The 22,895-nt window shown below is 32.8% G+C and carries 25 protein-coding genes; 9 read left to right on the forward strand and 16 right to left on the reverse strand.

Going from position 1 to position 22,895, the window contains the following annotated elements; genetic code table 11:
• The first annotated feature begins 10 nt into the window (after positions 1 to 10).
• The 3 genes from HM984_RS09585 (at position 11) to HM984_RS09595 (ending at position 3,906) form a co-directional block, all read left to right on the forward strand.
• A complete protein-coding gene (locus HM984_RS09585; protein WP_115808563.1) occupies positions 11 to 946 on the forward strand; it encodes a PorP/SprF family type IX secretion system membrane protein in 936 nt (311 codons plus the stop codon).
• 12 nt (positions 947 to 958) lie between these two features.
• Positions 959 to 2,881: an OmpA family protein gene (locus HM984_RS09590; RefSeq protein ID WP_179349008.1), complete on the forward strand. Its 1,923-nt coding sequence runs from the start codon at positions 959 to 961 to the stop codon at positions 2,879 to 2,881.
• Positions 2,882 to 3,288: 407 nt separating this feature from the next.
• The gene (locus HM984_RS09595; RefSeq protein ID WP_179349009.1) at positions 3,289 to 3,906 is read left to right on the forward strand and encodes a hypothetical protein; all 618 of its coding nucleotides are present in this window, start codon (positions 3,289 to 3,291) and stop codon (positions 3,904 to 3,906) included.
• A 23-nt stretch (positions 3,907 to 3,929) separates the two neighbouring features.
• Here HM984_RS09595 and HM984_RS09600 read toward each other — a convergent pair whose 3' ends face one another.
• The gene (locus HM984_RS09600) at positions 3,930 to 4,427 is read right to left on the reverse strand and encodes a CAP domain-containing protein (RefSeq protein ID WP_115808560.1); all 498 of its coding nucleotides are present in this window, start codon (positions 4,425 to 4,427) and stop codon (positions 3,930 to 3,932) included.
• Between the two features lie 258 nt (positions 4,428 to 4,685).
• Positions 4,686 to 5,333, reverse strand: coding sequence for a pyridoxamine 5'-phosphate oxidase (gene pdxH / locus HM984_RS09605; RefSeq protein ID WP_179349010.1), 648 nt, complete (start codon positions 5,331 to 5,333; stop codon positions 4,686 to 4,688).
• 82 nt (positions 5,334 to 5,415) lie between these two features.
• On the opposite strand from pdxH, the gene HM984_RS09610 reads away from it, so the two are divergent.
• The gene (locus tag HM984_RS09610) at positions 5,416 to 5,847 is read left to right on the forward strand and encodes a hypothetical protein (protein ID WP_179349011.1); all 432 of its coding nucleotides are present in this window, start codon (positions 5,416 to 5,418) and stop codon (positions 5,845 to 5,847) included.
• Here HM984_RS09610 and HM984_RS09615 read toward each other — a convergent pair.
• The 6 genes from HM984_RS09615 to rpsA all read right to left on the reverse strand — a co-directional run bounded on the left by HM984_RS09615 (position 5,834) and on the right by rpsA (position 11,143).
• Positions 5,834 to 6,742, reverse strand: coding sequence for a ribonuclease Z (locus HM984_RS09615; protein WP_179349012.1), 909 nt, complete (start codon positions 6,740 to 6,742; stop codon positions 5,834 to 5,836). The genes HM984_RS09610 and HM984_RS09615 overlap by 14 nt on opposite strands.
• A 78-nt stretch (positions 6,743 to 6,820) precedes the next feature.
• The gene (locus tag HM984_RS09620) at positions 6,821 to 7,153 is read right to left on the reverse strand and encodes a ribonuclease Z (RefSeq protein ID WP_179349013.1); all 333 of its coding nucleotides are present in this window, start codon (positions 7,151 to 7,153) and stop codon (positions 6,821 to 6,823) included.
• Between the two features lie 3 nt (positions 7,154 to 7,156).
• On the reverse strand, positions 7,157 to 8,086 hold the full coding sequence (locus HM984_RS09625) for an aspartate carbamoyltransferase catalytic subunit (protein WP_115808555.1): 930 nt from the start codon (positions 8,084 to 8,086) through the stop codon (positions 7,157 to 7,159).
• A 36-nt stretch (positions 8,087 to 8,122) separates the two neighbouring features.
• Positions 8,123 to 8,473 (reverse strand): hypothetical protein, encoded by a 351-nt coding sequence (locus HM984_RS09630; protein ID WP_179349014.1) that lies wholly within the window; start codon positions 8,471 to 8,473, stop codon positions 8,123 to 8,125.
• A 112-nt stretch (positions 8,474 to 8,585) separates the two neighbouring features.
• The gene (gene pyrR, locus HM984_RS09635; protein WP_179349015.1) at positions 8,586 to 9,125 is read right to left on the reverse strand and encodes a bifunctional pyr operon transcriptional regulator/uracil phosphoribosyltransferase PyrR; all 540 of its coding nucleotides are present in this window, start codon (positions 9,123 to 9,125) and stop codon (positions 8,586 to 8,588) included.
• A gap of 182 nt (positions 9,126 to 9,307) precedes the next feature.
• A complete protein-coding gene (gene rpsA, locus HM984_RS09640; protein WP_115808552.1) occupies positions 9,308 to 11,143 on the reverse strand; it encodes a 30S ribosomal protein S1 in 1,836 nt (611 codons plus the stop codon).
• Between the two features lie 287 nt (positions 11,144 to 11,430).
• Here rpsA and HM984_RS09645 point away from each other — a divergent pair, with 287 nt between their 5' ends.
• The gene (locus HM984_RS09645; protein WP_115808551.1) at positions 11,431 to 11,808 is read left to right on the forward strand and encodes a LysM peptidoglycan-binding domain-containing protein; all 378 of its coding nucleotides are present in this window, start codon (positions 11,431 to 11,433) and stop codon (positions 11,806 to 11,808) included.
• Positions 11,809 to 11,876: 68 nt separating this feature from the next.
• Here the strand turns inward: HM984_RS09645 and HM984_RS09650 are convergent, their stop codons facing one another.
• From HM984_RS09650 to lon, 6 genes are all read right to left on the reverse strand, one after another.
• A complete protein-coding gene (locus HM984_RS09650) occupies positions 11,877 to 12,278 on the reverse strand; it encodes a hypothetical protein (protein ID WP_179349016.1) in 402 nt (133 codons plus the stop codon).
• 63 nt (positions 12,279 to 12,341) lie between these two features.
• Positions 12,342 to 13,031 (reverse strand): (d)CMP kinase, encoded by a 690-nt coding sequence (gene cmk / locus HM984_RS09655; protein ID WP_179349017.1) that lies wholly within the window; start codon positions 13,029 to 13,031, stop codon positions 12,342 to 12,344.
• A gap of 2 nt (positions 13,032 to 13,033) precedes the next feature.
• Positions 13,034 to 14,053: a type IX secretion system protein PorQ gene (gene porQ, locus HM984_RS09660; protein ID WP_147298322.1), complete on the reverse strand. Its 1,020-nt coding sequence runs from the start codon at positions 14,051 to 14,053 to the stop codon at positions 13,034 to 13,036.
• A gap of 73 nt (positions 14,054 to 14,126) precedes the next feature.
• Positions 14,127 to 14,486 carry a LysM peptidoglycan-binding domain-containing protein gene (locus HM984_RS09665; RefSeq protein ID WP_179349018.1) on the reverse strand — a complete coding sequence of 120 codons (360 nt, stop codon included), beginning with the start codon at positions 14,484 to 14,486 and terminating at the stop codon, positions 14,127 to 14,129.
• 18 nt (positions 14,487 to 14,504) lie between these two features.
• On the reverse strand, positions 14,505 to 14,642 hold the full coding sequence (locus tag HM984_RS09670) for a hypothetical protein (protein ID WP_179349019.1): 138 nt from the start codon (positions 14,640 to 14,642) through the stop codon (positions 14,505 to 14,507).
• A 37-nt stretch (positions 14,643 to 14,679) separates the two neighbouring features.
• Positions 14,680 to 17,133 carry an endopeptidase La gene (lon, locus tag HM984_RS09675; protein ID WP_115808547.1) on the reverse strand — a complete coding sequence of 818 codons (2,454 nt, stop codon included), beginning with the start codon at positions 17,131 to 17,133 and terminating at the stop codon, positions 14,680 to 14,682.
• A gap of 230 nt (positions 17,134 to 17,363) precedes the next feature.
• On the opposite strand from lon, the gene HM984_RS09680 reads away from it, so the two are divergent.
• The 4 genes from HM984_RS09680 to HM984_RS09695 all read left to right on the forward strand — a co-directional run bounded on the left by HM984_RS09680 (position 17,364) and on the right by HM984_RS09695 (position 20,414).
• A complete protein-coding gene (locus HM984_RS09680) occupies positions 17,364 to 17,912 on the forward strand; it encodes an RNA polymerase sigma factor (protein ID WP_179349020.1) in 549 nt (182 codons plus the stop codon).
• A gap of 98 nt (positions 17,913 to 18,010) precedes the next feature.
• Complete coding sequence (locus tag HM984_RS09685) at positions 18,011 to 18,568, forward strand: hypothetical protein (protein ID WP_115808545.1); 558 nt, start codon at positions 18,011 to 18,013, stop codon at positions 18,566 to 18,568.
• On the forward strand, positions 18,552 to 19,643 hold the full coding sequence (locus HM984_RS09690; RefSeq protein ID WP_179349021.1) for a hypothetical protein: 1,092 nt from the start codon (positions 18,552 to 18,554) through the stop codon (positions 19,641 to 19,643). The genes HM984_RS09685 and HM984_RS09690 overlap by 17 nt, the downstream gene beginning before the upstream one ends.
• A 45-nt stretch (positions 19,644 to 19,688) precedes the next feature.
• A complete protein-coding gene (locus tag HM984_RS09695) occupies positions 19,689 to 20,414 on the forward strand; it encodes a head GIN domain-containing protein (protein WP_179349022.1) in 726 nt (241 codons plus the stop codon).
• A gap of 125 nt (positions 20,415 to 20,539) precedes the next feature.
• On the opposite strand, the gene HM984_RS09700 is transcribed toward HM984_RS09695, so the two are convergent.
• Positions 20,540 to 21,892, reverse strand: coding sequence for an MFS transporter (locus tag HM984_RS09700; RefSeq protein WP_179349023.1), 1,353 nt, complete (start codon positions 21,890 to 21,892; stop codon positions 20,540 to 20,542).
• 98 nt (positions 21,893 to 21,990) lie between these two features.
• Positions 21,991 to 22,818 (reverse strand): M48 family metallopeptidase, encoded by an 828-nt coding sequence (locus HM984_RS09705; RefSeq protein ID WP_179349024.1) that lies wholly within the window; start codon positions 22,816 to 22,818, stop codon positions 21,991 to 21,993.
• Positions 22,819 to 22,895 lie beyond the last annotated feature (77 nt).

The raw sequence follows: 22,895 nt of genomic DNA on the forward strand, positions 1-22,895 counted from the left end.
AACTTAACCAATGAAGTTATCAAAAATTATAAGTATTGCGATACTATTTTTGAGTGTTTCTACAGCTTTTGCTCAACAGTTACCTCAATTTACGCAGTATATGTTTAACACTATTTCTATTAATCCTGCCTATGCAGGAAGTAGAGAAACACTTAGTGTCGTAGGTTTACATAGAAGTCAATGGGTTGGTTTAGATGGTGGACCAGAAACACAAACCCTATCGGTACATGCGCCATTACGTAACGAAAACATGGGTTTAGGAGTTTCCTTTATCAATGACAAGTTAGGTTATGAAAATTTCTCATACCTCTATGCCGATTATTCTTATACAATTAAGGCTAGTGAAACTGTAAAATTAGCATTTGGTATTAAAGGTGGTCTTACTCATTATAGCTTAGATGAAGAGTTATTAAATGATCCTTCTGTAGTAAGCGATCAGTTTTTTAATGATGTTTCTAACCGTTGGAGTCCAAACTTTGGTGCTGGTTTATATTTACATTCATCGCGTTGGTATCTTGGACTATCTGCTCCAAGAATATTAAACACCGATTATAATAACGGTGGTAGTGGTTCTGTTGATTATGTCGCTCTAGAACGTATTAGTTATTATGCGACTGGTGGCTATGTTTTTGATTTAAGTGAAAACACCAAATTAAAACCATCAGCTTTGTTAAAGGCTACAAATGGTGCTCCATTATCTTTTGATATCTCTGCAAACTTCTTATTCCATGATAAAGTCTGGTTAGGAGGTGCGTATAGAGTTAACGAAAATGCAGCAGCTATTGGTGGTATAGCAGATTTCCAAGTCTCAAAACAACTGAGAATTGGTTATGCTTACGAATATCCAATTTCAGATATAAGACCTTACACTAGTGGTACACACGAAGTATTATTGATGTTTGAAGTCTTTAAAAGTAAACGTATTAAATCGCCTAGATATTTCTAAAAAGATCCCATTATGAAGACCAAAATATTAGCGTTCGTTATAGTTTTTAGTAGTGCATTCTCTTTTGCCCAAACAAAATTAGCAGATAAGTTTTTTGAGAATTATGGCTATGTAAAAGCCATTGAATTGTACGAAAAAGCTGTTGAAAAAGGAACAAATAGCGCCCACGTATTAACAAGACTAGGTGATGCTTATTACAATAATTCTGACTCTAAAAAAGCAGCTTATTGGTATGAGAAAGCCTTAACTGAACATAAAGACATTGATGCTGAGTATATTTATAAATATATTCAATCTCTAAGAAGTATCGGTAATTATAAAGAAGCCGATGTGTGGTTTAAAAAACTTAGTGATGCTCAACATGGAGATAGCAGACTTAAAGGGTACAATCCTGATGAAGTCGATATTTTTGATAAGCTAAATTCTAAGAACGATGATCTAATTGTTCAGATTGAAAATTTACCTTTCAATACTGAGAACTCTGATTTTGGATCTTACATGTTTAACAATACGCTTTATTTCGCTTCTTCAAGTAGTAGTGATAGTAAAGTGTACAATTGGAACAAAGAGCCATTTTTAGATATATTTCAATTAGACGTTACCACTGAAGATGATGGTTCTGAATCTTATGGTGCTTCTTCTGAAGTCAACGCCGATGGTATAAACACAGATTATCATGAGGCTTCTGTTGCCATTACTAATGATGGAAACACAATGTATTTTACTAGAGATAACACAACCAAGCGTAATAGATTAAAATACGATAAGGAAGGTACAACACATCTTAAAATTTACAAAGCTACTTTAGTAGACGAGCAATGGTCAGATGTTGAAGAATTACCATTTAATGATGATTTATATTCAACTGGTCACCCTGCATTAAGTCCAGATAACAAAACTTTATACTTTGTATCTGATAGAGACGGTGGTTTAGGACAAACGGATATCTATTCAGTAGTCATAAATGAAGATGGCACTTATGGTGAGCCTCAAAATTTAGGTGATGATATTAATACTGAAGGTAGAGAAATGTTCCCATTTATTAGCGATGATAATACGTTCTACTTTTCTTCAGATGGTCATTTAAACTTAGGTCTTTTGGATATTTTTCAATCTAACATATTGAAAGGAGACGCTACAAAAGCTCCGGTTAATATTGGTGCCCCATTTAATAGTGGTTACGATGATTTTGCTTATTTCATTAACAGTGAAACTCAAAAAGGTTATTTCTCTTCAAACAGACCAGGAGGTAAAGGAAGTGATGATATCTATAGTTACTCAGTAACAGAGTGTCGTCAGCAAATTACAGGTATCGCTAGAGAAAAGAGAACAGATATTATTTTAAGCGGTGTTACAGTGCAACTTATTGACGAAACCGGTAAAATATTAGAAGAGGTTATTACTGCCGATGATGGATCGTATACTTTTGATGTTGAATGTGGAAAAACATACACCATACTAGGATCTAAAACAGATTACGTAGATGATAAAGGGACTGTTACAACGACTAATGAGAATGAAAAAGTAAATGAATTAGATTTATCCTTGAGACCTTTAATTATGGACAATCAGATTGTTATTAATCCAATATTCTTTGATTTTGATAAATCTAACATCAGAACAGATGCTGAATATGAATTAGAAAATATAGTTGATGTATTACGTAAGCATCCTGAAATGATTATTAAAATCGAATCTCATACAGATAGTAGAGGTCGCGATAATTATAACTTAAAGTTATCTGATCGTCGTGCAAAATCTACTAGAGACTACCTTTTATCTAGAGATATCGGTCCTGAAAGAATAGAAAGTGCAATTGGTTATGGTGAAACACAACTTTTAAATGATTGCGGAAATAATTCTAAATGTACAGCAGAAGAACATCAGTTAAATAGACGTTCGTACTTCTACATCATAGATAGAGACAAGAAGTAAATATCACTTTCTTAAAAATTAAAAAGAGCAAGCTTTATAAGTTTGCTCTTTTTTTATGTCTAAAAAAATCATACCATTTTAATAGAAAAGTATTTAAAGAAAGTAATTTTGGCATGAAATTAAAATATACTAAATGAAAATTGCGGCACTCCTATTTACAGTAATATCAAGCCTATCAATTTACTCACAAACGATAAAAGGGTGCGTTACAGGCAGCCTAAGTAATGATAAATTAGCTTATGCTAACTTAGTTATTAAGAATACATGATCGGAGTTTAAACTAATATAGGTGGGACTCTTAATTTAGATAGTTCTAAAATTAATTAAAGAGATCCCTTGATAGTATCATTGATTGGTGCTTATAAACAAGGCATAGCATTAACTGGCTATAACAGTCAAATGATTATGTGTTAAACATTCAATTATTACCAAAAGTAGAAACCCTGAATGACGTTCTAGTTTTAAGTAAAACGAAACAATATAATAAGCACAAGACCAATCTTTCTACGAGTAAGAGAAAACAAGTATTTCCTACATCTATACCTTTTGGTTATGAAATAGCCACGTTAATAGAAAACCCAAAGCAAAAAAACGGTAAATTGATTGCAGTAGAATTGAAATTTAGAGATTCAAGTAGAGACCTCTATGAAACGTATTATCGCTTAGTTTTTTATAATGTACATGATTTTGGTTTTTCGGAAGAGCTCATATATTATGAAAGCATCATTATTAAGCCCGAAAAAGACACTAAGAATTATAAAATAGATTTAGAAGATAAAGCTATTCCATTCGGTATAAAAGGAATTTTTGTTGGTATAGAAACTATAAAGCCAGACCATATTGAAATCACCAATTCAATGTACTTAACAACGCCCAGTATTCTGCATACTCATGGTAAAAAACAATTAAAGTTTACGCGTTTTCGTTCCAATAACTGGTCTAAGCACTCTCGGAAATCTGTTTTTAAAAAGAAATATTATGCAATTCCTTTTATAAAAACTAAAGTTGTGTTCGAAAAACAGTGAGAACTGTCTGCACTAAAAGCAAACTAGCGCTTAATAAAAATATTAGTAAAATACCACTTCCCTGCACTATTCTGTTCTGCTGAGACATCAAAATCGGTATAATCACCTTCAATATTATCTCTATGACTAGGACTAGCTATCCAAGCATTAACAACAGATTCTGCAGAACTAAAACCATAACCAACATTTTCAGTAACGATATTAGCATTTGCATTAGCCTGTAAACTTTGTTTTCTTAGGAAGAAATTATCATGAGATACGTTATTAACCTCAATCATATACTCGGTATGTGTAGAGGCCACAGCTTTAACCGTATTATGATTATTAAGAGCATTTAATCCTTCGTTAATGCGATATGCATTAATAAGCTCCATAATTTCAATCTCTATGGATTTAGCTTGAGGTGCAACAGGAACTTCAATTGAATTTAGGGCTTCTTCTTCTGTGTTGTCTTTGGCACAAGACGTAAAAGTAAAAAGGGCAACAATAGCCAAAAGTGGCAAGAGTTTAGCTGCTTTCATAATGTAGGTTATTTAGGTTTGGGACTGCTAAATTAACCACACAGCTAAGTTAAACTGTTAAGAAAATGTTAAAATCGACAAACAACACGCCGTTAATCGAAATTTAATGTAAATCATCGATGAAATACGTTTTCGAACACAAAAAACATGTTTTTCAACATCTGATAATTGTATTTCATCGATATTCAAACATATTGACTTACCTAATCTGTAGCGTTAAATTAAATTGTTACAATTATTATAACGTCCATCTATAGACTACGGTGCCAAACGCTCAATTTTCCAATTATAATCCTCTTGAAGTTGGTAACGGATTCTATCGTGAAGCCTATTGGGTCTACCTTGCCAAAATTCTAGCTCTACGGGTTTAATTATAAATCCTCCCCAATTTTTAGGGCGTTCTATATCCTTACCTTCAAATTCAGCTTCAAGATCTTGCAGTTTACCTTCTAATTCTTGTCTATTTGCAACCACTTCACTCTGATTAGAAACAATAGCTCCTAATTGACTACCTCTTGGTCGCGATTCAAAATAACCATCGCTTAAATTTTCTGAAATTTTTTCGGCTTTACCTTTAATAATAACCTGTCGCTCGGCAGCATGCCAAAAGAAAGATAAACACACATTAGGATTATCTGCAATAGCTTTACCTTTTTCACTGTTGTAATTGGTATAGAATATAAACCCCTCGTGTGTGTACTTTTTAAGTAGCACTACTCTACTCTTTGGATAACTGTCTAAACCTACAGTAGAAATGGTCATGGCATTCGTTTCTCCCACATTAAAATGAGTATCTACTTCTATAAACCAATCTCTAAACAACTCAATCGGATTTTCTGGTACACTATTTAATAATAACTCACCTTTTTCGTAAGATTTTCTATAATTACCTAAGTCTGCATCCATTACGTTTTTATTTTATTTTTTCTCCTTCTATTATTTTTTACATCGCAATTTTCACTATAAATTTAAGGATTAAAATATATAAATGAAGTTTGAAGACTGTAAATATTCTAAGCAATTAGCTTATAAAAAAGAAGCGTTTTCTTTTGGCACCGTATATGTAACAGAACATTTTTTATTATCTGAATTTAATGAAGGTATACATGTTGATCATAAAATTGCCAGTGAGTTAATTTCTAGATTTAGTAACCTCATTTCTAAAGGCATTAAAATAGGCTATATCGCTAATCGTTTTAACTCGTATTCTTTTGATCCACAACTTTGGGTAGATTTTAATAAAGACTATGATGCTTTTGTAGCGTCGGCTATTGTGACGTACTCTAATTTTAGTTACTTAAATGCTTCTTTAGAAAAGAAATTTTTTAATAAAAGCCTAAAACGTTGTAAAAATATAGAGGAAGCTATAGGTTGGATTATGAATTTAAAAGAGTTTAAAACTGATATTAATCAAAATTAAACGTTTTACCATCTTTAGATAATAGTGTGTTTTCAAACACGGTTTTAGCTTCCGTTTTAAAGTCATCATAACCATTATATCGCGTAGAGTAATGTCCTAAGATTAAAGTTTCAACATTGGCTTTCTTAGCTATTGTAGCTGCCTGTTTAGCTGTACTATGTTTTGTGGGAATGCATAGCGATTCGTTTTTATCTAAAAATGTCGATTCGTGATACAAAACAGTACAGTCTTTAATAATTGGTATTATGTCTTCATTATAAATAGTATCACTACAAAAAGCATAACTTTTGGTTGGTAATGGATCTTTAGTAACCTTTTCGTTACTAATTAATACTCCATCTTCATTCTCTACATCAAATCCTTGTTTTAACTTTCTGAAATATGCTTTATCAATATTAGCTTCAGTAACTAAATTAATATCAATTTTACGATCATTTTTTTTCTCTTTAAACAGGAATCCATTAGTGTAAATACGATGTTTTAATGGAATGGTATGAACTTCAACTTTATCATCTTCGTAAATTAATTCGGACTCATTAGCATCTAATTCATGAAAAATAAGTGGATATTTTGTCCAACTCGAAGATAACTTCATTTGAAGTAATATAACTTCCTTTAAGCCTTTTGGTGCATAAATATGAAGTTCTGTTTCTCTAGTTAACAGACTAAATGTATTCACTAACCCAATCAAACCAAAATAATGATCTCCATGAAGATGTGAGATAAAAATATGTTTAATCCTCGAAAACTTAACCTTGTTTCGTCGCAATTGCACTTGCGTACCCTCTCCACAATCAATTAAAAACATATGGTTCTTAATCTCTAATACCTGAGCCGTTGGGTTGCTATTAATACCTGGTGTGGCACTATGGCAGCCGAGAATGGTTAATTTCATTAATTAATTTTTGTGAAGCTCATAAGCGGTTTAATCGTTAGATATAGGTTATAAACACTTTTAAGTCGAACGCTATTTTTACAATTCTAAATCGCGTTCAATATCTTCCATTTCAATAATATCAAAAGCTTCTTTCATGGTTGGTACGACAACTATTTCGTCTGGCATTTGATTTAAATCCACCTTTTCAGATACAATAACAAAACTCCTTTTGTCGCCTCTATGATTATTACTTAATCGTAAAAACTCTATTATATCTTCTAATGTAATTTTATCTAAACTCGATAAATTTACAATAAGATGATCATTTTTATATGTATCGTAAGCTTGTTCAATATTATGAACTAGTGTTTTTACAGTTGCTGTTTCTTGTGTAATTATGGCAATGTTACCATCTCTATCTATTATCATATCTTATTGTTTTATTTTAGACGCCAAAAGATAAATTACTGCCATCCTAACTGCAACTCCATTTTCTACTTGATTTAAGATAATGGCTTGTTTAGAATCTGCGACATCACTTGTAATTTCTACTCCTCTGTTTATTGGTCCAGGATGCATAATTACAATCTCTTTATCTAAGCTGTCTAATAGTTCTTTAGTAACTCCAAATTGTTGTGTATATTCTCTTGTAGAAGGAAAATAACTAATATCCATACGCTCGTTCTGTACGCGTAGCATATTAGCGACATCGCACCACTCCAACGCTTTTTTGAGGTTAGTTTCTACTTTAACCCCTAAATCTTTAATATATTTTGGCAGCAAGGTTTTAGGTCCACAAACCATAACATTAGCTCCTTGTAATTGTAATGCATAAATGTTTGAAAGCGCTACACGACTGTGTAAAATATCACCAACAATAACAACATTCTTGCCTTTAACACTCCCTAATTTCTCTCTAATTGAATACGAATCTAATAAGGCCTGTGTAGGATGTTCGTGTGCTCCATCACCTGCATTAATAATACTTGCGTTAACGTGTTTTGAAAGAAATACACCAGCTCCAGGATTTGGATGACGCATAACCACCATATCTACTTTCATAGATAAGATATTATTAACGGTATCGATAAGCGTTTCTCCTTTTTTTACCGAAGATTGTGAAGCCGAAAAATTAATTACATCTGCTGACAATCGTTTTTCTGCCAACTCAAAAGATAATTTTGTTCGCGTTGAATTTTCAAAAAATAGATTCGCAATAGTAATATCTCTAAGTGATGGTACTTTTTTTATGGGTCTATTAATAACCTCTTTAAACTGATCGGCAGTTTCAAAAATAAGGTCGATATCTTCTTTTGTAAGATATTTAATTCCTAGTAAGTGATTGACACTTAATTCGCTCATAATTAATAGTATTCAGTTTTCAGTATCAGTGTTCAGTTAACTTGCGCTTAATTTAAATTCTAAATTTCTAACTATTTTATTATTATCTGTAAAGCTTAAATAAACTTCCGCATTTTTCAAGAAGTCAAATTCATCTAAAATAGGTTTCATTATTTTAAACAGTTCTTCAGCGTTATTTCCATAGGTAAAAAATTGACCTTCTGTATCATCTTCCAAGGTTACTATGTGTCCGTCGTGTCGCCCTATTTCTTCTGGAATTTCATCAAAAAGCTTAATATCTACAGCGTGAATTTCATCAATTCCATTGAATGTTCCAAAACTTATAATAACACTATCTGTTACTTCCGTTTTTTCAAATTTGAATGATTCTAATTCTTCGAAATTCATTTTATCTTATTCTAATTCATCTTCTGTCTTCTGTCTTCTGTCTTCTGTCTTCTGTCAAAATTATCTTTTTCAACTTCAACTTCAACTTCAACTTCAATGTCAAACTAACCTTCTACTTATCAACTAAGTAAACGGCATCTTCTTCTTCATTCTCAACCCATTTCACTATGACTTTCTGATTATCGATAGCATCTACTTGTCGTCCTCTATAATTGGGCTGAATTGGTAAATGTCTACTAAAACGTCTGTCTATTAATGTTAGTAACTCAATGTCTTTTGGTCTTCCAAAAGATTGAATTGCTGTTAAGGCAGATCTTATGCTTCTGCCTGTATATAAAACATCATCAATAAAGACGACGTTTTTATCTTCGACTATAAAATCTATTTTGGTTGTGTTAGCTTCTAGTGGTTTGTCTCCTCTTCTAAAATCGTCTCTAAAAAACGTAATATCTAAGTGACCGAGTTGAATATTTTTTATATTATAATCGTTAGTGAGCATTTGCGCTAAACGATCTGCTAAAAATTTTCCTCTTGGTTGAATACCGATTAATACGGTTTCAGAAAAATCATCATGATTTTCAATGAGTTGACAAGCCAATCTGTGAAGGGTAATATTGACTTCTTTAGAGTTAAGTAGTACTTTCTGACTCATATAGTTTCCAAACGTTGTTGCCTTACAAAGTTAGGATAAATTATTTTGTTGGCAATGCTTTTTTATTGCAAAGGCAGTGTGTTGCATGGCAGACTAATCTATAGCATAAAAAAAGCCTCTCGAAAAATCGAGAGGCTTTAAATTATAGATTAATGAGATTCCTTTTTTCAAAGGAATTGGGATTATTTCTTCCCGTCCATTTTATCTTTAAGCGCTTGTAAAGCATCATTTGCATCACCTAAAGTTGGTTTAGCTTCTGCCGCTTGAGCTTCCTGTTTTCTAACAGCTTGCTTAACGATTTTAGCTTCTTCTTCTCTAAATACTGCTGTATGAGATGCTACAACACGTTTGAATTCTTTATTAAATTCAATGATCTTGAATTCAGCTTCTTCACCTTTAGCGACTTTAGAACCATCTTCTTTTTCTAAATGACGTGCTGGTACAAAGGCAACGATATCTTCGTTAAAATCAATTGTTGCTCCTTTATCTACCATTTCAGTGATAGCAGCTTTATGTACTGTACCTAAAGCGAACTCAGTTTCGTACTTGTCCCAAGGGTTATCAGTAGTTTGTTTATGACCTAAAGATAATTTACGTCCATCTACATCTAACTCTAATACAACTACATCTAAAGTATCACCTACGTTACAGAACTCAGATGGATGCTTAATTTTCTTAGTCCAAGATAAATCTGAGATATAAATTAATCCGTCGATACCTTCTTCTAATTCAACAAATACACCAAAATTTGTAAAGTTACGTACAATACCAGTATGCTTAGAATCTACAGGATACTTAGTAGTGATGTCAGTCCATGGATCTGGTGTTAATTGCTTAATACCAAGAGACATCTTTCTGTCTTCTCTATCTAAAGTTAAGATAACAGCATCGATTTCATCTCCAACAGATACGAAATCTTGAGCTGAACGTAAATGTGTTGACCAAGACATTTCACTTACGTGAACTAAGCCTTCTACACCTTCTTCTACTTCAACAAAAGCACCGTAATCAGCGATAACTACTACTTTACCTTTTACTTTATCTCCAACTTTTACACCTTCACCTAAAGCTTCCCAAGGATGCTTAGATAATTGCTTAAGACCTAATTGGATTCTTGATTTGTTTTCATCAAAATCAAGGATTACAACATTTAATTTCTGATCTAACTCAACAATCTCATTTGGATGGTTGATACGAGACCAAGATAAATCTGTAATATGAACTAAACCATCTACTCCACCTAAATCGATAAACACACCATAAGAAGTAATATTTTTTACGATACCTTCTAATACTTGTCCTTTTTCTAGTTGACCAATGATTTCTTTCTTCTGTTCTTCAATATCAGCTTCGATTAACGCTTTATGAGACACTACTATGTTTTTGAATTCGTGGTTGATTTTCACAACTTTAAACTCCATAGTTTTGTTTACATACTGATCGTAATCTCTAATAGGCTTCACATCAATTTGAGAACCTGGTAAGAATGCTTCAATACCAAATACGTCAACGATCATACCACCTTTAGTTCTGCATTTTACAAAACCGTTTACAATTTCACCTGTATCGTGTGCATTATTAACACGTTCCCATGCTTTAATTACACGCGCTTTTCTGTGAGATAATACTAATTGACCAGTTGCATCTTCACGCACATCAATTAATACTTCAACCTTATCACCTACTGCTAAGTTTGGGTTGTAACGAAATTCGTTAAGTGAAATTACACCTTCAGATTTTGCGTTAATATCAATAATTGCATCACGATCTGTGATAGTAATTACAGTACCTTCTACAACTTCGTCATCTAAAGTGTCAACGAAATTTTCTGATACTAATTTTTCAAATTCTTCTAATTTAGTATCCGCTACTTGCTCAATTCCTTCTTCGTAATTGTGCCAATCGAATTCTTTTAAGAATTTTTCTGGGTTAGCTTGAGCTTCAGATACTACTGGAGCTACTGCTTGAGTTGCTTCAGTTGCTTCAACTTCAGCTTGGTTTGTTTCTTTTTCAGACATGTGTGCTGAATAAAAATTTGTATTCTGTACATTTTGAAAGATTTGCGAAAAATCTACAGAAGTTATTATTAGTTTTGTTTTATCCCTTTCCTTACTTTCTTTAATTCGCTAAAAAGGAGTGCAAAAGTACTATATATTATTCTGAATACCAAACACTAAATGATGTGACTTTATATTAATATATGTGTCTAAAATAATAGGGTATCAATTTGAGGCTTAGAACACTAAAAATTAGCACATAAATTGGTATCTTTACGAGAGTATTAATATTTTAAAAAATTATAAAAATGGTTAGAGCTAAATACCAAGACGTTTTAGACTTAGGTGAAACGTTAAACATCCAAAATGGAGATGTTAATGAAAAAGATGGTGTACTTCAAGTAACAGGAACTGCAGCTACACAATACGATAAAAACTTAATCTGGGACAAGATTAAAGAAGCAGGTGGTGATAACCCAACTGATATTATGGCAGATATTAAAGTGGCAGACGAATCTGTGTACGCAAGACATACCGTTGCCTCTGGTGAAACTTTAGGAAAAATTGCTAAGCAATATTATGGAGAGCCTGGTAAATATCAGAAAATCTTCCAAGCGAATACTGACATTTTAAAGAATCCGGATGTAATTCATCCTGGTCAGGAATTAATTATTCCTAATTTGTAATTAGATCATTAAAAATTTTAAAAGCGACTTTATTGGGTTACAACTAGTATCCTAATAAAGTCGCTTTTTTAGTTTCTCTCAAATATTAAATCAGGTCCATCAACATGAGATAATCCTAATTTCATTATACCATTAGTTAAATCATAGGCCCAATACGTTTGATCTATTTTTACAGTAAAAATAACTAAGTCAGAAATACCTTCTACCACTCCTTCTTCTATCTCGTACTCGTATGTTCCATTGTTGTAAATACCTTGTTCTACTCCTGACACTACCAAGGTTCCATCGTTGCGAAAGTCATAAACAATATTAACATCTGAATAAGCAATTATGGAATTTCCTGAAGGGGTATAATATCGTATTTCAGTTAATTTCCATTCATCAACAATTTTATTTACAGAAGAGAACTCGTCATCAGAACAACCAAACACGGTAACTAACATTACTATTAAAACAAGTCTGTTTTTCATGTTGTTCTTATTTTGTTAATTATATAGATGTACCTTAATAAAGGTAAAGAGATTATTCTACTCTTATTTAGAGATCAACGCTTCAGCCAAGCCTACAATGGTATCTAACTGCTCTTCAATCGTCAAATCTGAATTATCAATTTCAATAGCATCGGCTGCTTTTACTAAAGGAGAATCTTCTCGTGTAGAATCGATATGATCTCTAGTTGTTACATTTTCTAAAACATCTTCATAGCTCAACTCGTGGCCCCGATCAGTCAACTCTTTATAACGTCGTTTGGCTCTTGTTTCCGCAGAAGCGGTCATAAAGATTTTTAATTCAGCCTCAGGAAAAACTACAGTTCCGATATCACGGCCATCCATTACAATGCCCTTGTCTTTTCCCATGAGCTGTTGTTGCTCTACTAACTTTCGTCTTACTGCAGACAACGTAGCTACAGGACTCACGTATTTAGAAATTTTAAGCGTTCTAATTGCCGCTTCGATATTTTCTCCATTTAAATAAACTTCAGCAAAACCGGCTGTTTCATTAAATTTAAATGTAATACGGATGTCTTCTAACCTATTTACTAAATCATCTTCTTTAAAAAAACCATCACCAATTAAGTTATTTTCTAAAGCAAAATAAGCCACCGCTCTATACATGGCCCCGGTATCTACATAGATATAGTTCAGATTTTTTGCTAATTGTTTAGCTACCGTACTTTTTCCTGTAGATGAAAATCCATCTATGGCGATAATTATTTTACTCATATTTATTGTAAATCTATTTGAAGTCCGAAAAAGCTAGAATTTGAAGCTCCATTATATCTTGCATGCGTATAACTAAAACGCATTTTGTTTAATTTAATTCCAACACCTACAGAGAGTCCTGAGAAGTTTCTTTGGTCTTCTATTCGTAATTCTTCTGCTCGTCTAAAGTTATACCCTAATCTAACATTAAAACCACCTTCTGGAAATAACTCTGCACCCAAAATTAAATGTCGTAATCCTTTATTTAAAAACCCAACTTTTTCTTCTGTTTGATTACCATCTAAATCGGTTGTAGCACGTGCTGGATTAGATACTGCTATTGGCCATTTTTGTAAATTCTCTAAAGTTAAATGCCATCGCAAAGGCACATTTTCTAAAGTTTGCGACATTCCAAAATTAACTTCAAATGGTAATGGTTCGTTTTGACCTGCGTAAGTTGAAAACTGAGTCCCTATATTTCTTACGGTTAACGCAGCATGAAAATCGAGCTTTTCGTTAATATACATCGCACCAAAATCTAGGGCGCCACCTACTGAATTGTATTGTTCTAATGCCGATGTAATCACTTTAACATTGGCGCCAATATAAAAATCCGTATATGGAATTTTATAATTGTAACCTGCAGATATCGCTGTTTCATTTCCACTAAAAGTTCCAGTAGAATTCCCATTAACATCATAACCATCAAAACTTCCATAGTTAATATAAGTTACACCAAAATGAAAGGTTTGTAATCGTCTATCCCAAGTGTAAGCATACGCAGCTGTACCGTAACTTATACCTCCTAAATAGTTGGAATAATTTACAGCCAATTGATTGTTCATTTTGTAATTAATAGACGCCGGATTGTAAAGTGCTTCGGTTACATCGTGGTCGAAGTTGGTAATTATTTTTCCACCTAAAGCGGCTTGCCTTGGCGATGATACTAAGTTCAAAAACTGGTAAGTCGCTTCCCCACCCAATTGCGCGAACAATGGTAGAGCCGAAAGCATTAAAAATAAGGTAGTAATCCTCTTAATCATAGATTTTGCAAAATAACTAAATCTATCTTAAAACGATGATATGATTTTTTTATTTTTTGAGCGTGTTAATTTTCTATTTTAATTGCAACTTTTGACCGATTTTAATAACATCACTCTTTAAGCCATTAATGCGCATAAGCGCTTTTACTGTTGTTCCTTTTTCTGTTGCAATTCTGTATAAATTGTCACCTTTCGTAACAATCCATACTAATGATTGCTCTTCCTTAGTCACTGTATCAAAATTTTGGACTCTTAATTTTTGTCCTACTTCTATAAGTGTCGTCTCTAAATTATTAGCTTTTTTTAATTCGCTTAAACTCGTATTATACTTTATAGATAATTGAAATAAATTGTCTCCTTCTTTTACAATATGAAAATCAGAATCAACATCTATAGATTTTGACGTCTTAAGAATACTAGAATCAGTAACCAATATGGGTTTTGTTTTAACCTAATCTATTTTGGTCTCAACCACTTTACCTTCTAATTTCACAAGGGTAATTTCCCCTGTAACTATATTTAATTTTGCAGGCTTTCCATCTAATATAACATCTTTAAATTTTACTTCGTTTTGAGTAAATACACTCATTAACGAAGTAAAACTTATTAAAAATGTCAATATTAGTTTAAAGCTTTTTTGCATTATTTACTTTTTGCTTAGTAAGTGCTAGTTTTAAAACATCACTCATATCCTTAACATAGTGAAACGTTAAACCTTTTAAATATTCAGGTTTAATTTCCTCAATGTCTCTTCGGTTATCTTCACAAAGTAAAATCTCTTTAATACGAGCACGTTTGGCTGCTAAGATTTTTTCTTTGATACCACCAACAGGTAACACCTTACCTCTTAATGTAATTTCACCTGTCATCGCTAAGCTCTTCTTAACTTTGCGTTGTGTAAACAAAGATACTAAAGAAGTTAACATAGTAACACCTGCACTTGGACCATCCTTTGGAGTTGCTCCTTCTGGCACGTGAATGTGTACATTATATTTACCAAAAACCTCTGGGTCAATACCAAATTCATCTGCATTTGCCTTAATGTATTCCATAGCAATAGTGGCAGATTCCTTCATTACTTTACCTAAGTTTCCTGTAATAGATAAGGTTCCTTTTCCTTTTGATAAGATCGATTCTATAAACAAAATATCTCCACCAACACTCGTCCAAGCTAAACCTGTAACAACTCCGGCAACATCATTGTTCTCGTATTTGTCGCGCTCCATTCTTGGGCTTCCTAGAATCTCAATAACATCTTCGTTAGAAATCTTGATGTTATACTCCTCTTCCATTGCAATATTCTTAGCCGCATAACGCACCATTTTTGCAATTTGCTTTTCTAAGCCTCTAACTCCAGATTCACGTGTGTAACCTTCAACAATTTTTTCGAGTTGTGGCTTCGCAATTTTTAAGGCTTTATCATCTAAACCATGTTCTTTTAATTGCTTTGGTAATAAATGACGTTTAGCAATCTCTACTTTTTCTTCAATAGTATACCCTGTAACATTAATGATTTCCATTCGGTCTCTTAATGCTGGCTGAATGGTATTCATGCTATTAGACGTCGCAATAAACATCACTTTAGATAAATCATATCCCATTTCTAGGAAATTATCGTAAAACTCATTGTTTTGCTCAGGATCTAACACTTCTAACATTGCAGACGAAGGATCACCTTGGCTACCTGTAGATAATTTATCTATTTCATCTAATACAAATACAGGATTAGACGTTTGTGCTTTTTTCAGACTCTGAATAATTCGTCCTGGCATCGCACCAATATAGGTTTTTCTATGACCTCGGATTTCAGCTTCATCACGTAAACCACCCAATGAAATTCTAACATATTCTCTACCTAAAGCTTCTGCTACAGATTTACCTAAAGATGTTTTACCAACACCTGGAGGTCCGTAAAGACATAGGATTGGTGACTTCATATCATTACGAAGTTTTAAAACCGCTAAATATTCAATGATTCTTTTCTTTACATCTTCTAGTCCGAAATGATCACGGTCTAAGATTTTCTGTGCGCGCTTTAAATCGAATTTATCTTTGCTAAACTCATTCCAAGGTAAATCTAAAAAGAGATCTAAATAATTACGTTGAATAGAATACTCAGCAACCTGAGGATTCATACGTTGCATTTTAGCCAACTCCTTATCAAAATGTTCTTTTACTTTATCGTCCCATTTCTTTTTCTTAGCACGTGCACGCATATCTTCAATCTCTTCACCAGAAGATACACCTCCACCCAATTCTTCTTGAATGGTTTTCATTTGTTGATGTAAGAAATATTCGCGTTGTTGTTGGTTCATATCACTTTGAACCTTATTCTGAATATCATTCTTAAGCTCCAATTTTTGAAACTCAAGATTCATAAATTTTAAAGTTTGAAGCGCACGTTCTTTAAGATCATTAATCTTTAATAATTCTTGCTTCTCCTCTACTTTAAGATTCATATTAGACGATACAAAGTTGACTAAGAACGAATCGCTTTCAATATTTTTAATCGCAAAACTCGCTTCAGACGGAATGTTTGGACTTTCTTTAATGATGTCTAAAGATAAATCCTTAATAGAATCTATAATGGCTCTAAACTCTTCATTTTCTTTTGCTGGTTTTGCTTCAGGAATATCAGAAATTGTAGCCGTTAAATAAGGCTGTTCTGAAATCACTTCATTGATCGCAAATCGCTTTTTACCTTGTATAATAACAGTTGTGTTACCATCAGGCATTTTTAGCACTTTTAAGATGCGAGCAACAGTACCTGTTTTATAAATGTCTTTTGCTGTTGGATTTTCAACAGATTCATCCTTTTGAGACACCACACCTATTACTTTTCCTCCTTTATTCGCATCATTAATCAGTTTAATCGATGCATCTCTACCTGCTGTAATCGGAATGACAACACCTGGAAATAAAACGGTATTTCGCAACGGTAAAATTGGTAACGATTCTGGTAAAGATTCGTTGTTTATTAACTCTTCATCTTCAGGTGTCATTAATGGAATTAATTCTGAATTCTCATCAAAATCCTGAAATGACAGATTGTCTAAATTTAAAAAATTTGATTTTCCCATATATATTTTCTAGCCATTCTGTCATTATTAAAAACAGAATAACATTAGTTTAAATGTATTAATAATTAACTTTACACTGAATATCAAAACGTTAGAAGATATTCAAAGTTATTCACACTACAGTAATTTCAATTGTTATGCCATTACCTTTATAACGGCATTAATTTTTTTTCATTTCAACTGTAACAAAAAATAAAAGTAGCGCTCTATAAGTAAAAGCAATTGTTTTTTTGACATCAACCAATCAAAATATCGAACAGTTATTACAGCTTTGTCAATCTGGAAACCAACGTGCACAGTTGGAAATTTACAACAGATATAACAAAGCCATGTATAACACAGCCATTAGAATTGTAAAAGATTCTTTTAAAGCTGAGGACATTATGCAGGAGTCTTTTTTAACGGCTTTCACAAAATTGAACACCCTACAAGACACCAATTTATTTGGCGCGTGGCTAAAACGTATTGTTGTAAACAACAGCATTGGATACTATAACAAAGCGGTAAAGCTAAATGAAGTGCCTTTAGATAGTGTCATCTATAAAGTTGAAGACGATAACGGCATTAATGAAAATGAGCAGAATAACGAAAAAGTAAAACTGATTTTAGACGCTATGAAAACCTTAAAACCAAATTATAGTTTGGGCTTATCATTACATCTGATTGAAGGTTACGATTATGAAGAAATCTGTGAGATTATGAATATTTCTTATGCCAATTGTAGAACCTTAATCTCACGAGCAAAAGATAGTTTACGACAAAAAATAATGCTTAACTAATTGTCTGTCTGAGCGCAGTCGAAGACATTAAAATGCTAATCTTAATTGCATTTCGCCTGCTCTCAATGTGACATTTGTATTTTAATAATAAGTTAATAATGGAAAAAGATAATTTAGAACACTTATTTGATGATTTAAAAGGTGAATTTAATATTGAAACACCTCAAAAAAATCATGAGCAACGCTTTTTAGACAAACTGAAAGCTGAAGACTCAGTTGTAACTGAAACTAAAAAACAATCTGGTTTTAACTGGAAACCTTTTTTAGCCATTGCCGCTTCTATCGTTATTTGTTTCGGGCTATTTACAGCATTACAACAGCAACCTGATGATTTAGATTTAGCAAGCGTATCTCCAGAAATGTCCGAAACACAAGACTTTTTCACGATTACCATTGAAAATGAATTAAAGCGACTTAATAAAGAACGTTCGCCATTAACAGAGCAAATTATTAATGATGCATTAGTCCAAATTCAACTTTTAGAAACCGATTACAAAAAATTAAAAACAGATTTAACCGAAAGCGGAAAAAACCAACGTGTTATTTATGCGATGATTTCCAACTTTCAAACTAGAATAGACATTCTAAACACCGTATTAGAACAAATTGAAATCGTTAAACAATTCAAATCCAATTCAAATGAAAATATTTTATAATATATGCTTTCTTTTAGTACTGATGCCAACTCTTATTTTAGCATCAAATGAGCAACCAAAAGCCGTAAAGCACGAAAAACAAAAAACGATAAAAAAATCCTTCAATGTAAATGCTGACGCTACATTTAACATTACCAATCGTTATGGGAATATTGATATCATTACATGGAATGAAAACCGTATTGACATCCAAGTCATCATAAAAGTAGAAGGTAATAATGAAAGTAAGGTCAACGAAAAATTGAACGAATTAGATGTTGCTTTTCAATCTGCACCTCATAAAGTTTCAGCAATTACAGCAATTGATGGTAATAGTTGGGATACCTCTTGGTGGAATAAAAAATTAGGCAATAACGTAAAAATAGAAGTTAATTACGTGGTTAAAATGCCTATTACAAATCATGTTAGGTTGTTTAACGATTACGGCTATATCAATTTAGACAAGCTTGAAGGCAACGCCTATATAAAATGTGATTATGGAAAAGTAACCACTAAAGAACTCATGGGAAAATCGAATACACTACGATTAGATTACACTAGAAACAGTTATTTTGAATATATAAACAACGGAACCATTGAAGCTGATTATAGCGAATTTACCGTCGCTAAAGCTAAAGATTTAAACTTAGAGGCTGATTATACCACATCCGTAATTGAAATTGCTGAAAACGTTGTTTATGAATGTGACTATGGCTCACTCAAAATAAACAGTATTAACAACTTAGACGGAGAAGGAGACTATTTATCTTTAAGACTTGGAACCATTTATAAAACAGCAAAAATAAGAGCCGATTATGGTTCTATAAAAATTGACCGCTTAACTCCAAACACTAAAAAATTAGATATTGATACTGAGTTTGTTGGGATTACTATCGGAATTGATAGTGATTACAATTTCGATTTTAATATCGATATTGACTTTGGGTCGTTAAGAGAATCTGACGGTTTCAATTTTACAGAAAAAAATACAGACAACTTTGGTAAGAAATATATTGGCTATCATGGCCAACCAAATTCCAATAATTCTGTACTTATAAAGTCTGAATACGGCAGTATCACTTTTAAAAACAACTAAGAAAAAAAATCAAATATTACATCAATCAATTAAAATCGAACACTTATGAAACTATTAAAATCAATTACAATCTTAACGTTTCTTTTAAGCACTACATTAGCTTCTGCACAATGGGGAAAATCTAAAAAGATTAAAGGCGATGGCAACATTACAACCACAACCGTTTCTACAGACTCTTATGATGACATAAAAGCCTCGGGATCCATGGACTTTAAACTTGTTAAAGGCACAGAAGGTAAAATTTCAATACAAGGAGATTCTAATTTAATGGAGTATATTATTACTGAAGTTAAAAGTAATTCGCTCCGCGTTAAAATTAAAGACGGCTATAATTTAAAACCTAGCCAAACCATCGTTATCACTATACCTTACGAATCTATTAGCTCTGTATCGCTTGCTGGGTCTGGTGATCTTGAAAATTCTGGAATCATAAAAGCAGATACATTTAAAGTGGCTTTAGCGGGTTCTGGAGATATTGATTTAACTATTGAAGCGGAAGATATCGAAAGTAAGATCGCAGGTTCTGGTGACATAGAACTTAAAGGCACCACTAGAAATTTAATCACAGTTGTAGCTGGCTCTGGAGACTTTGATGGAGATGCTTTAAAAAGCACGAATGTGGACGCTAAAATCTCTGGCTCAGGAGATATATCTGTGGTTTGTAACGGAGAGCTTACTGTTAAAATAGCAGGCTCTGGTGATGTAAAATATTCAGGAAAACCAACAAAGAAGAACACCAGTATTGCAGGATCTGGTAGTGTTCACAATTAAATCTTGTCATTACATATTCAATAAAAAAGGACGAGCGTTTGCTCGTCCTTTTTTATTATAATAATCTTATACATCAACTTTTATCATTCAAGTGTTTAAAAACCTAAAATAGTGACATCAAACTCCTATGCTTTATTTTTCTCATCTAATCTTGGCACTCTAAACAAGAGTACAATTCCTGCCACAAAAAAGACGACCAAAAACAAAATAGCATTTCTCATACTACCAGTAACTTGGTCTATCGTCGCAAAAATGACCATTCCAATAACGATTCCTATTTTTTCTGCTACATCATAAAAACTAAAATATGAGGTGGTGTCTTCGGTTTCTGGTAAAAACTTAGAGTATGTCGATCTCGCCAAAGCTTGTACTCCCCCCATAACCAATCCTACAAAACCCGCTGCAATATAAAATTGAAATGGTGTTTCCATAAAATAAGCATAAAAACAAAGTAACATCCAGAAGAAATTAATAGCGATAAGCGTTTTAATATTCCCAAATTTAGAAGACGCATAAGAAGTTACTAATGCACCGATTATAGCAACCAGTTGAATAACTAAGATACTTACAATAAGTCCAAAGGTTTTGGCATCATCATCTCCCCAAGCAATTTCTTCTTCACCAAAATAAACCGCAACTAGCATAATTGTTTGTACTGCCATACTAAACACAAAAAATGCGACTAAGTAGCGTTTTAATCTTAAGTTCTGTTTTAATTGAAGCCAGACTTGCTTCAATTCTCTTAAACCATTAAAGACAACATCCTTTGTAACTTTTCCGCCTTTTTTAACCCCCTCAGGTAATACATGAAACGTATATTGGCTAAATAAAATCCACCATAAACCGACCATTATAAAGGAATATCGCATTCCCACTTGTGCAGCTGTTTCAATTATTTCACCATTTTCACCTATGTTATCAGCTATATAAAAAAAGTTTGGAAACATTACCATAGCTAAGTTTAACACCAAGAGTAATACACTTCCAAAATAGCCTAAACTAAACCCTTTGGCACTAATACTATCTTGCTGTTCTGGAAAGGCAATATCTGGCAAATACGAATTGTAAAACACCAAACTTCCCCAATATCCTATTAATCCCATAAAATAAAATAGAAGACTGATATGAATACTTTCAAGGCTAAACCAATACAACCCGATACAACCTAAGCCACCAACATAACAGAAGAATTTCATAAAACTCTTTTTATTGCCAACATAATCTGCTATTCCAGAAAGAATAGGTGATGTAAAAGCAACGACTAAAAAAGTAAATGCGGTAACATAAGTAATCAATGCTGTACTTTTAAAAACCATTCCAAAAGCAGGAACCGTTTTTTCTACTTGTGATATAAATAATGCGGAATAAAATATCGGAAATATAGACGACGCTATAGTTAAGGTATAAACTGAATTTGCCCAATCGTAAAATGCCCAGGCGTTAAGAAGTTTTTTACTTCCTTTTTTAAGTTCACTCATAAATGTTGGTTAATTATCTCGTATAGATATTAGAAAATTTCATAAAAAAAGCTGCCCAAATTGAGCAGCTTCTAAAGTAAACAAATATATTTATAATCTTAGTTTATTGGTCTAAATGATGTGACACCAAATTTCTTTGCTTCGACTTTAGCTTTCTCAGATAACGATTTTAAATTCTGAATTCGAGAATCGTTACTTGGGTGAGAACTTAAAAACGCTGGAGGAGATTCGCCTCCACTATTCGCTTTCATACGTTCCCATAACACAGAAGCTTCATCTGGATTGTAACCTGCAATTGCCATTAAATAAATACCAATTTGATCTGCTTCAGTTTCATGCGATCTACTAAAAGGTAACATTCCTGCTACATTAGAAACAACTCCATAAGATTGATTAAATATCCCCAAGGCCTGATCATCATTTGATAAAGCAACGTTACCTACAACTGCTAAACCTTGTTGTACATAAGCAGCACTCATACGTTGTTGACCATGATTAGCCAAAGCATGTGCTACTTCATGTCCCATAATAGCAGCAATACCTGTTTCATTTGCTGCAATTGGTAAAATACCTGTGTAAAACGCAATTTTACCACCTGGCATACACCAAGCATTTACTTGCTCTGATTGTATTAGTTTATATTCCCATTGGTAATCTTCTAAATACCCTTCAAAACCATTTGCTGTTAAATAACGTTCTGCAGCAACTGCAATACGTTGTCCGACACGCGTAATCATTTCGGCATCTTTAGTACCCGTAATCACATTACTTTCGGTAAGAACTTGGTTGTACTGTGCAAATGCTGATGGAAACAACTGATCGTTACCAACAAAGGCCATCGTTTTTTTTCCTGTAAAAGGATTCGTTGCACATGAAGCCACAAAGGCAACTATTGCAAGACTCAATATTAATTTATTAAATTTCATAGCTAATTGTTTATTAAACATTACTAAAATATAAAAATTATTTTTCCTGTATTTTAGTAGTAATAGGACACTAAAAT

Source organism: Winogradskyella pacifica (assembly GCF_013403915.1).
Classification (GTDB): Bacteria; Bacteroidota; Bacteroidia; order Flavobacteriales; family Flavobacteriaceae; genus Winogradskyella; species Winogradskyella pacifica.

What these genes read in the sequence shown, in the direction of transcription:
- HM984_RS09585 (WP_115808563.1), top strand. Translation starts at nt 11, where the DNA reads ATGAAGTTATCAAAAATTATAAGTATTGCGATACTATTTTTGAGTGTT.
- HM984_RS09590 (WP_179349008.1), top strand. Translation starts at nt 959, where the DNA reads ATGAAGACCAAAATATTAGCGTTCGTTATAGTTTTTAGTAGTGCATTC.
- HM984_RS09600 (WP_115808560.1), bottom strand. Translation starts at nt 4,427, where the DNA reads ATGAAAGCAGCTAAACTCTTGCCACTTTTGGCTATTGTTGCCCTTTTT.
- pdxH (WP_179349010.1), bottom strand. Translation starts at nt 5,333, where the DNA reads ATGGATGCAGACTTAGGTAATTATAGAAAATCTTACGAAAAAGGTGAG.
- HM984_RS09610 (WP_179349011.1), top strand. Translation starts at nt 5,416, where the DNA reads ATGAAGTTTGAAGACTGTAAATATTCTAAGCAATTAGCTTATAAAAAA.
- HM984_RS09615 (WP_179349012.1), bottom strand. Translation starts at nt 6,742, where the DNA reads ATGAAATTAACCATTCTCGGCTGCCATAGTGCCACACCAGGTATTAAT.
- HM984_RS09620 (WP_179349013.1), bottom strand. Translation starts at nt 7,153, where the DNA reads ATGATAATAGATAGAGATGGTAACATTGCCATAATTACACAAGAAACA.
- HM984_RS09625 (WP_115808555.1), bottom strand. Translation starts at nt 8,086, where the DNA reads ATGAGCGAATTAAGTGTCAATCACTTACTAGGAATTAAATATCTTACA.
- HM984_RS09630 (WP_179349014.1), bottom strand. Translation starts at nt 8,473, where the DNA reads ATGAATTTCGAAGAATTAGAATCATTCAAATTTGAAAAAACGGAAGTA.
- pyrR (WP_179349015.1), bottom strand. Translation starts at nt 9,125, where the DNA reads ATGAGTCAGAAAGTACTACTTAACTCTAAAGAAGTCAATATTACCCTT.
- rpsA (WP_115808552.1), bottom strand. Translation starts at nt 11,143, where the DNA reads ATGTCTGAAAAAGAAACAAACCAAGCTGAAGTTGAAGCAACTGAAGCA.
- HM984_RS09645 (WP_115808551.1), top strand. Translation starts at nt 11,431, where the DNA reads ATGGTTAGAGCTAAATACCAAGACGTTTTAGACTTAGGTGAAACGTTA.
- HM984_RS09650 (WP_179349016.1), bottom strand. Translation starts at nt 12,278, where the DNA reads ATGAAAAACAGACTTGTTTTAATAGTAATGTTAGTTACCGTGTTTGGT.
- cmk (WP_179349017.1), bottom strand. Translation starts at nt 13,031, where the DNA reads ATGAGTAAAATAATTATCGCCATAGATGGATTTTCATCTACAGGAAAA.
- porQ (WP_147298322.1), bottom strand. Translation starts at nt 14,053, where the DNA reads ATGATTAAGAGGATTACTACCTTATTTTTAATGCTTTCGGCTCTACCA.
- HM984_RS09670 (WP_179349019.1), bottom strand. Translation starts at nt 14,642, where the DNA reads ATGAGTGTATTTACTCAAAACGAAGTAAAATTTAAAGATGTTATATTA.
- lon (WP_115808547.1), bottom strand. Translation starts at nt 17,133, where the DNA reads ATGGGAAAATCAAATTTTTTAAATTTAGACAATCTGTCATTTCAGGAT.
- HM984_RS09685 (WP_115808545.1), top strand. Translation starts at nt 18,011, where the DNA reads ATGGAAAAAGATAATTTAGAACACTTATTTGATGATTTAAAAGGTGAA.
- HM984_RS09690 (WP_179349021.1), top strand. Translation starts at nt 18,552, where the DNA reads ATGAAAATATTTTATAATATATGCTTTCTTTTAGTACTGATGCCAACT.
- HM984_RS09695 (WP_179349022.1), top strand. Translation starts at nt 19,689, where the DNA reads ATGAAACTATTAAAATCAATTACAATCTTAACGTTTCTTTTAAGCACT.
- HM984_RS09700 (WP_179349023.1), bottom strand. Translation starts at nt 21,892, where the DNA reads ATGAGTGAACTTAAAAAAGGAAGTAAAAAACTTCTTAACGCCTGGGCA.
- HM984_RS09705 (WP_179349024.1), bottom strand. Translation starts at nt 22,818, where the DNA reads ATGAAATTTAATAAATTAATATTGAGTCTTGCAATAGTTGCCTTTGTG.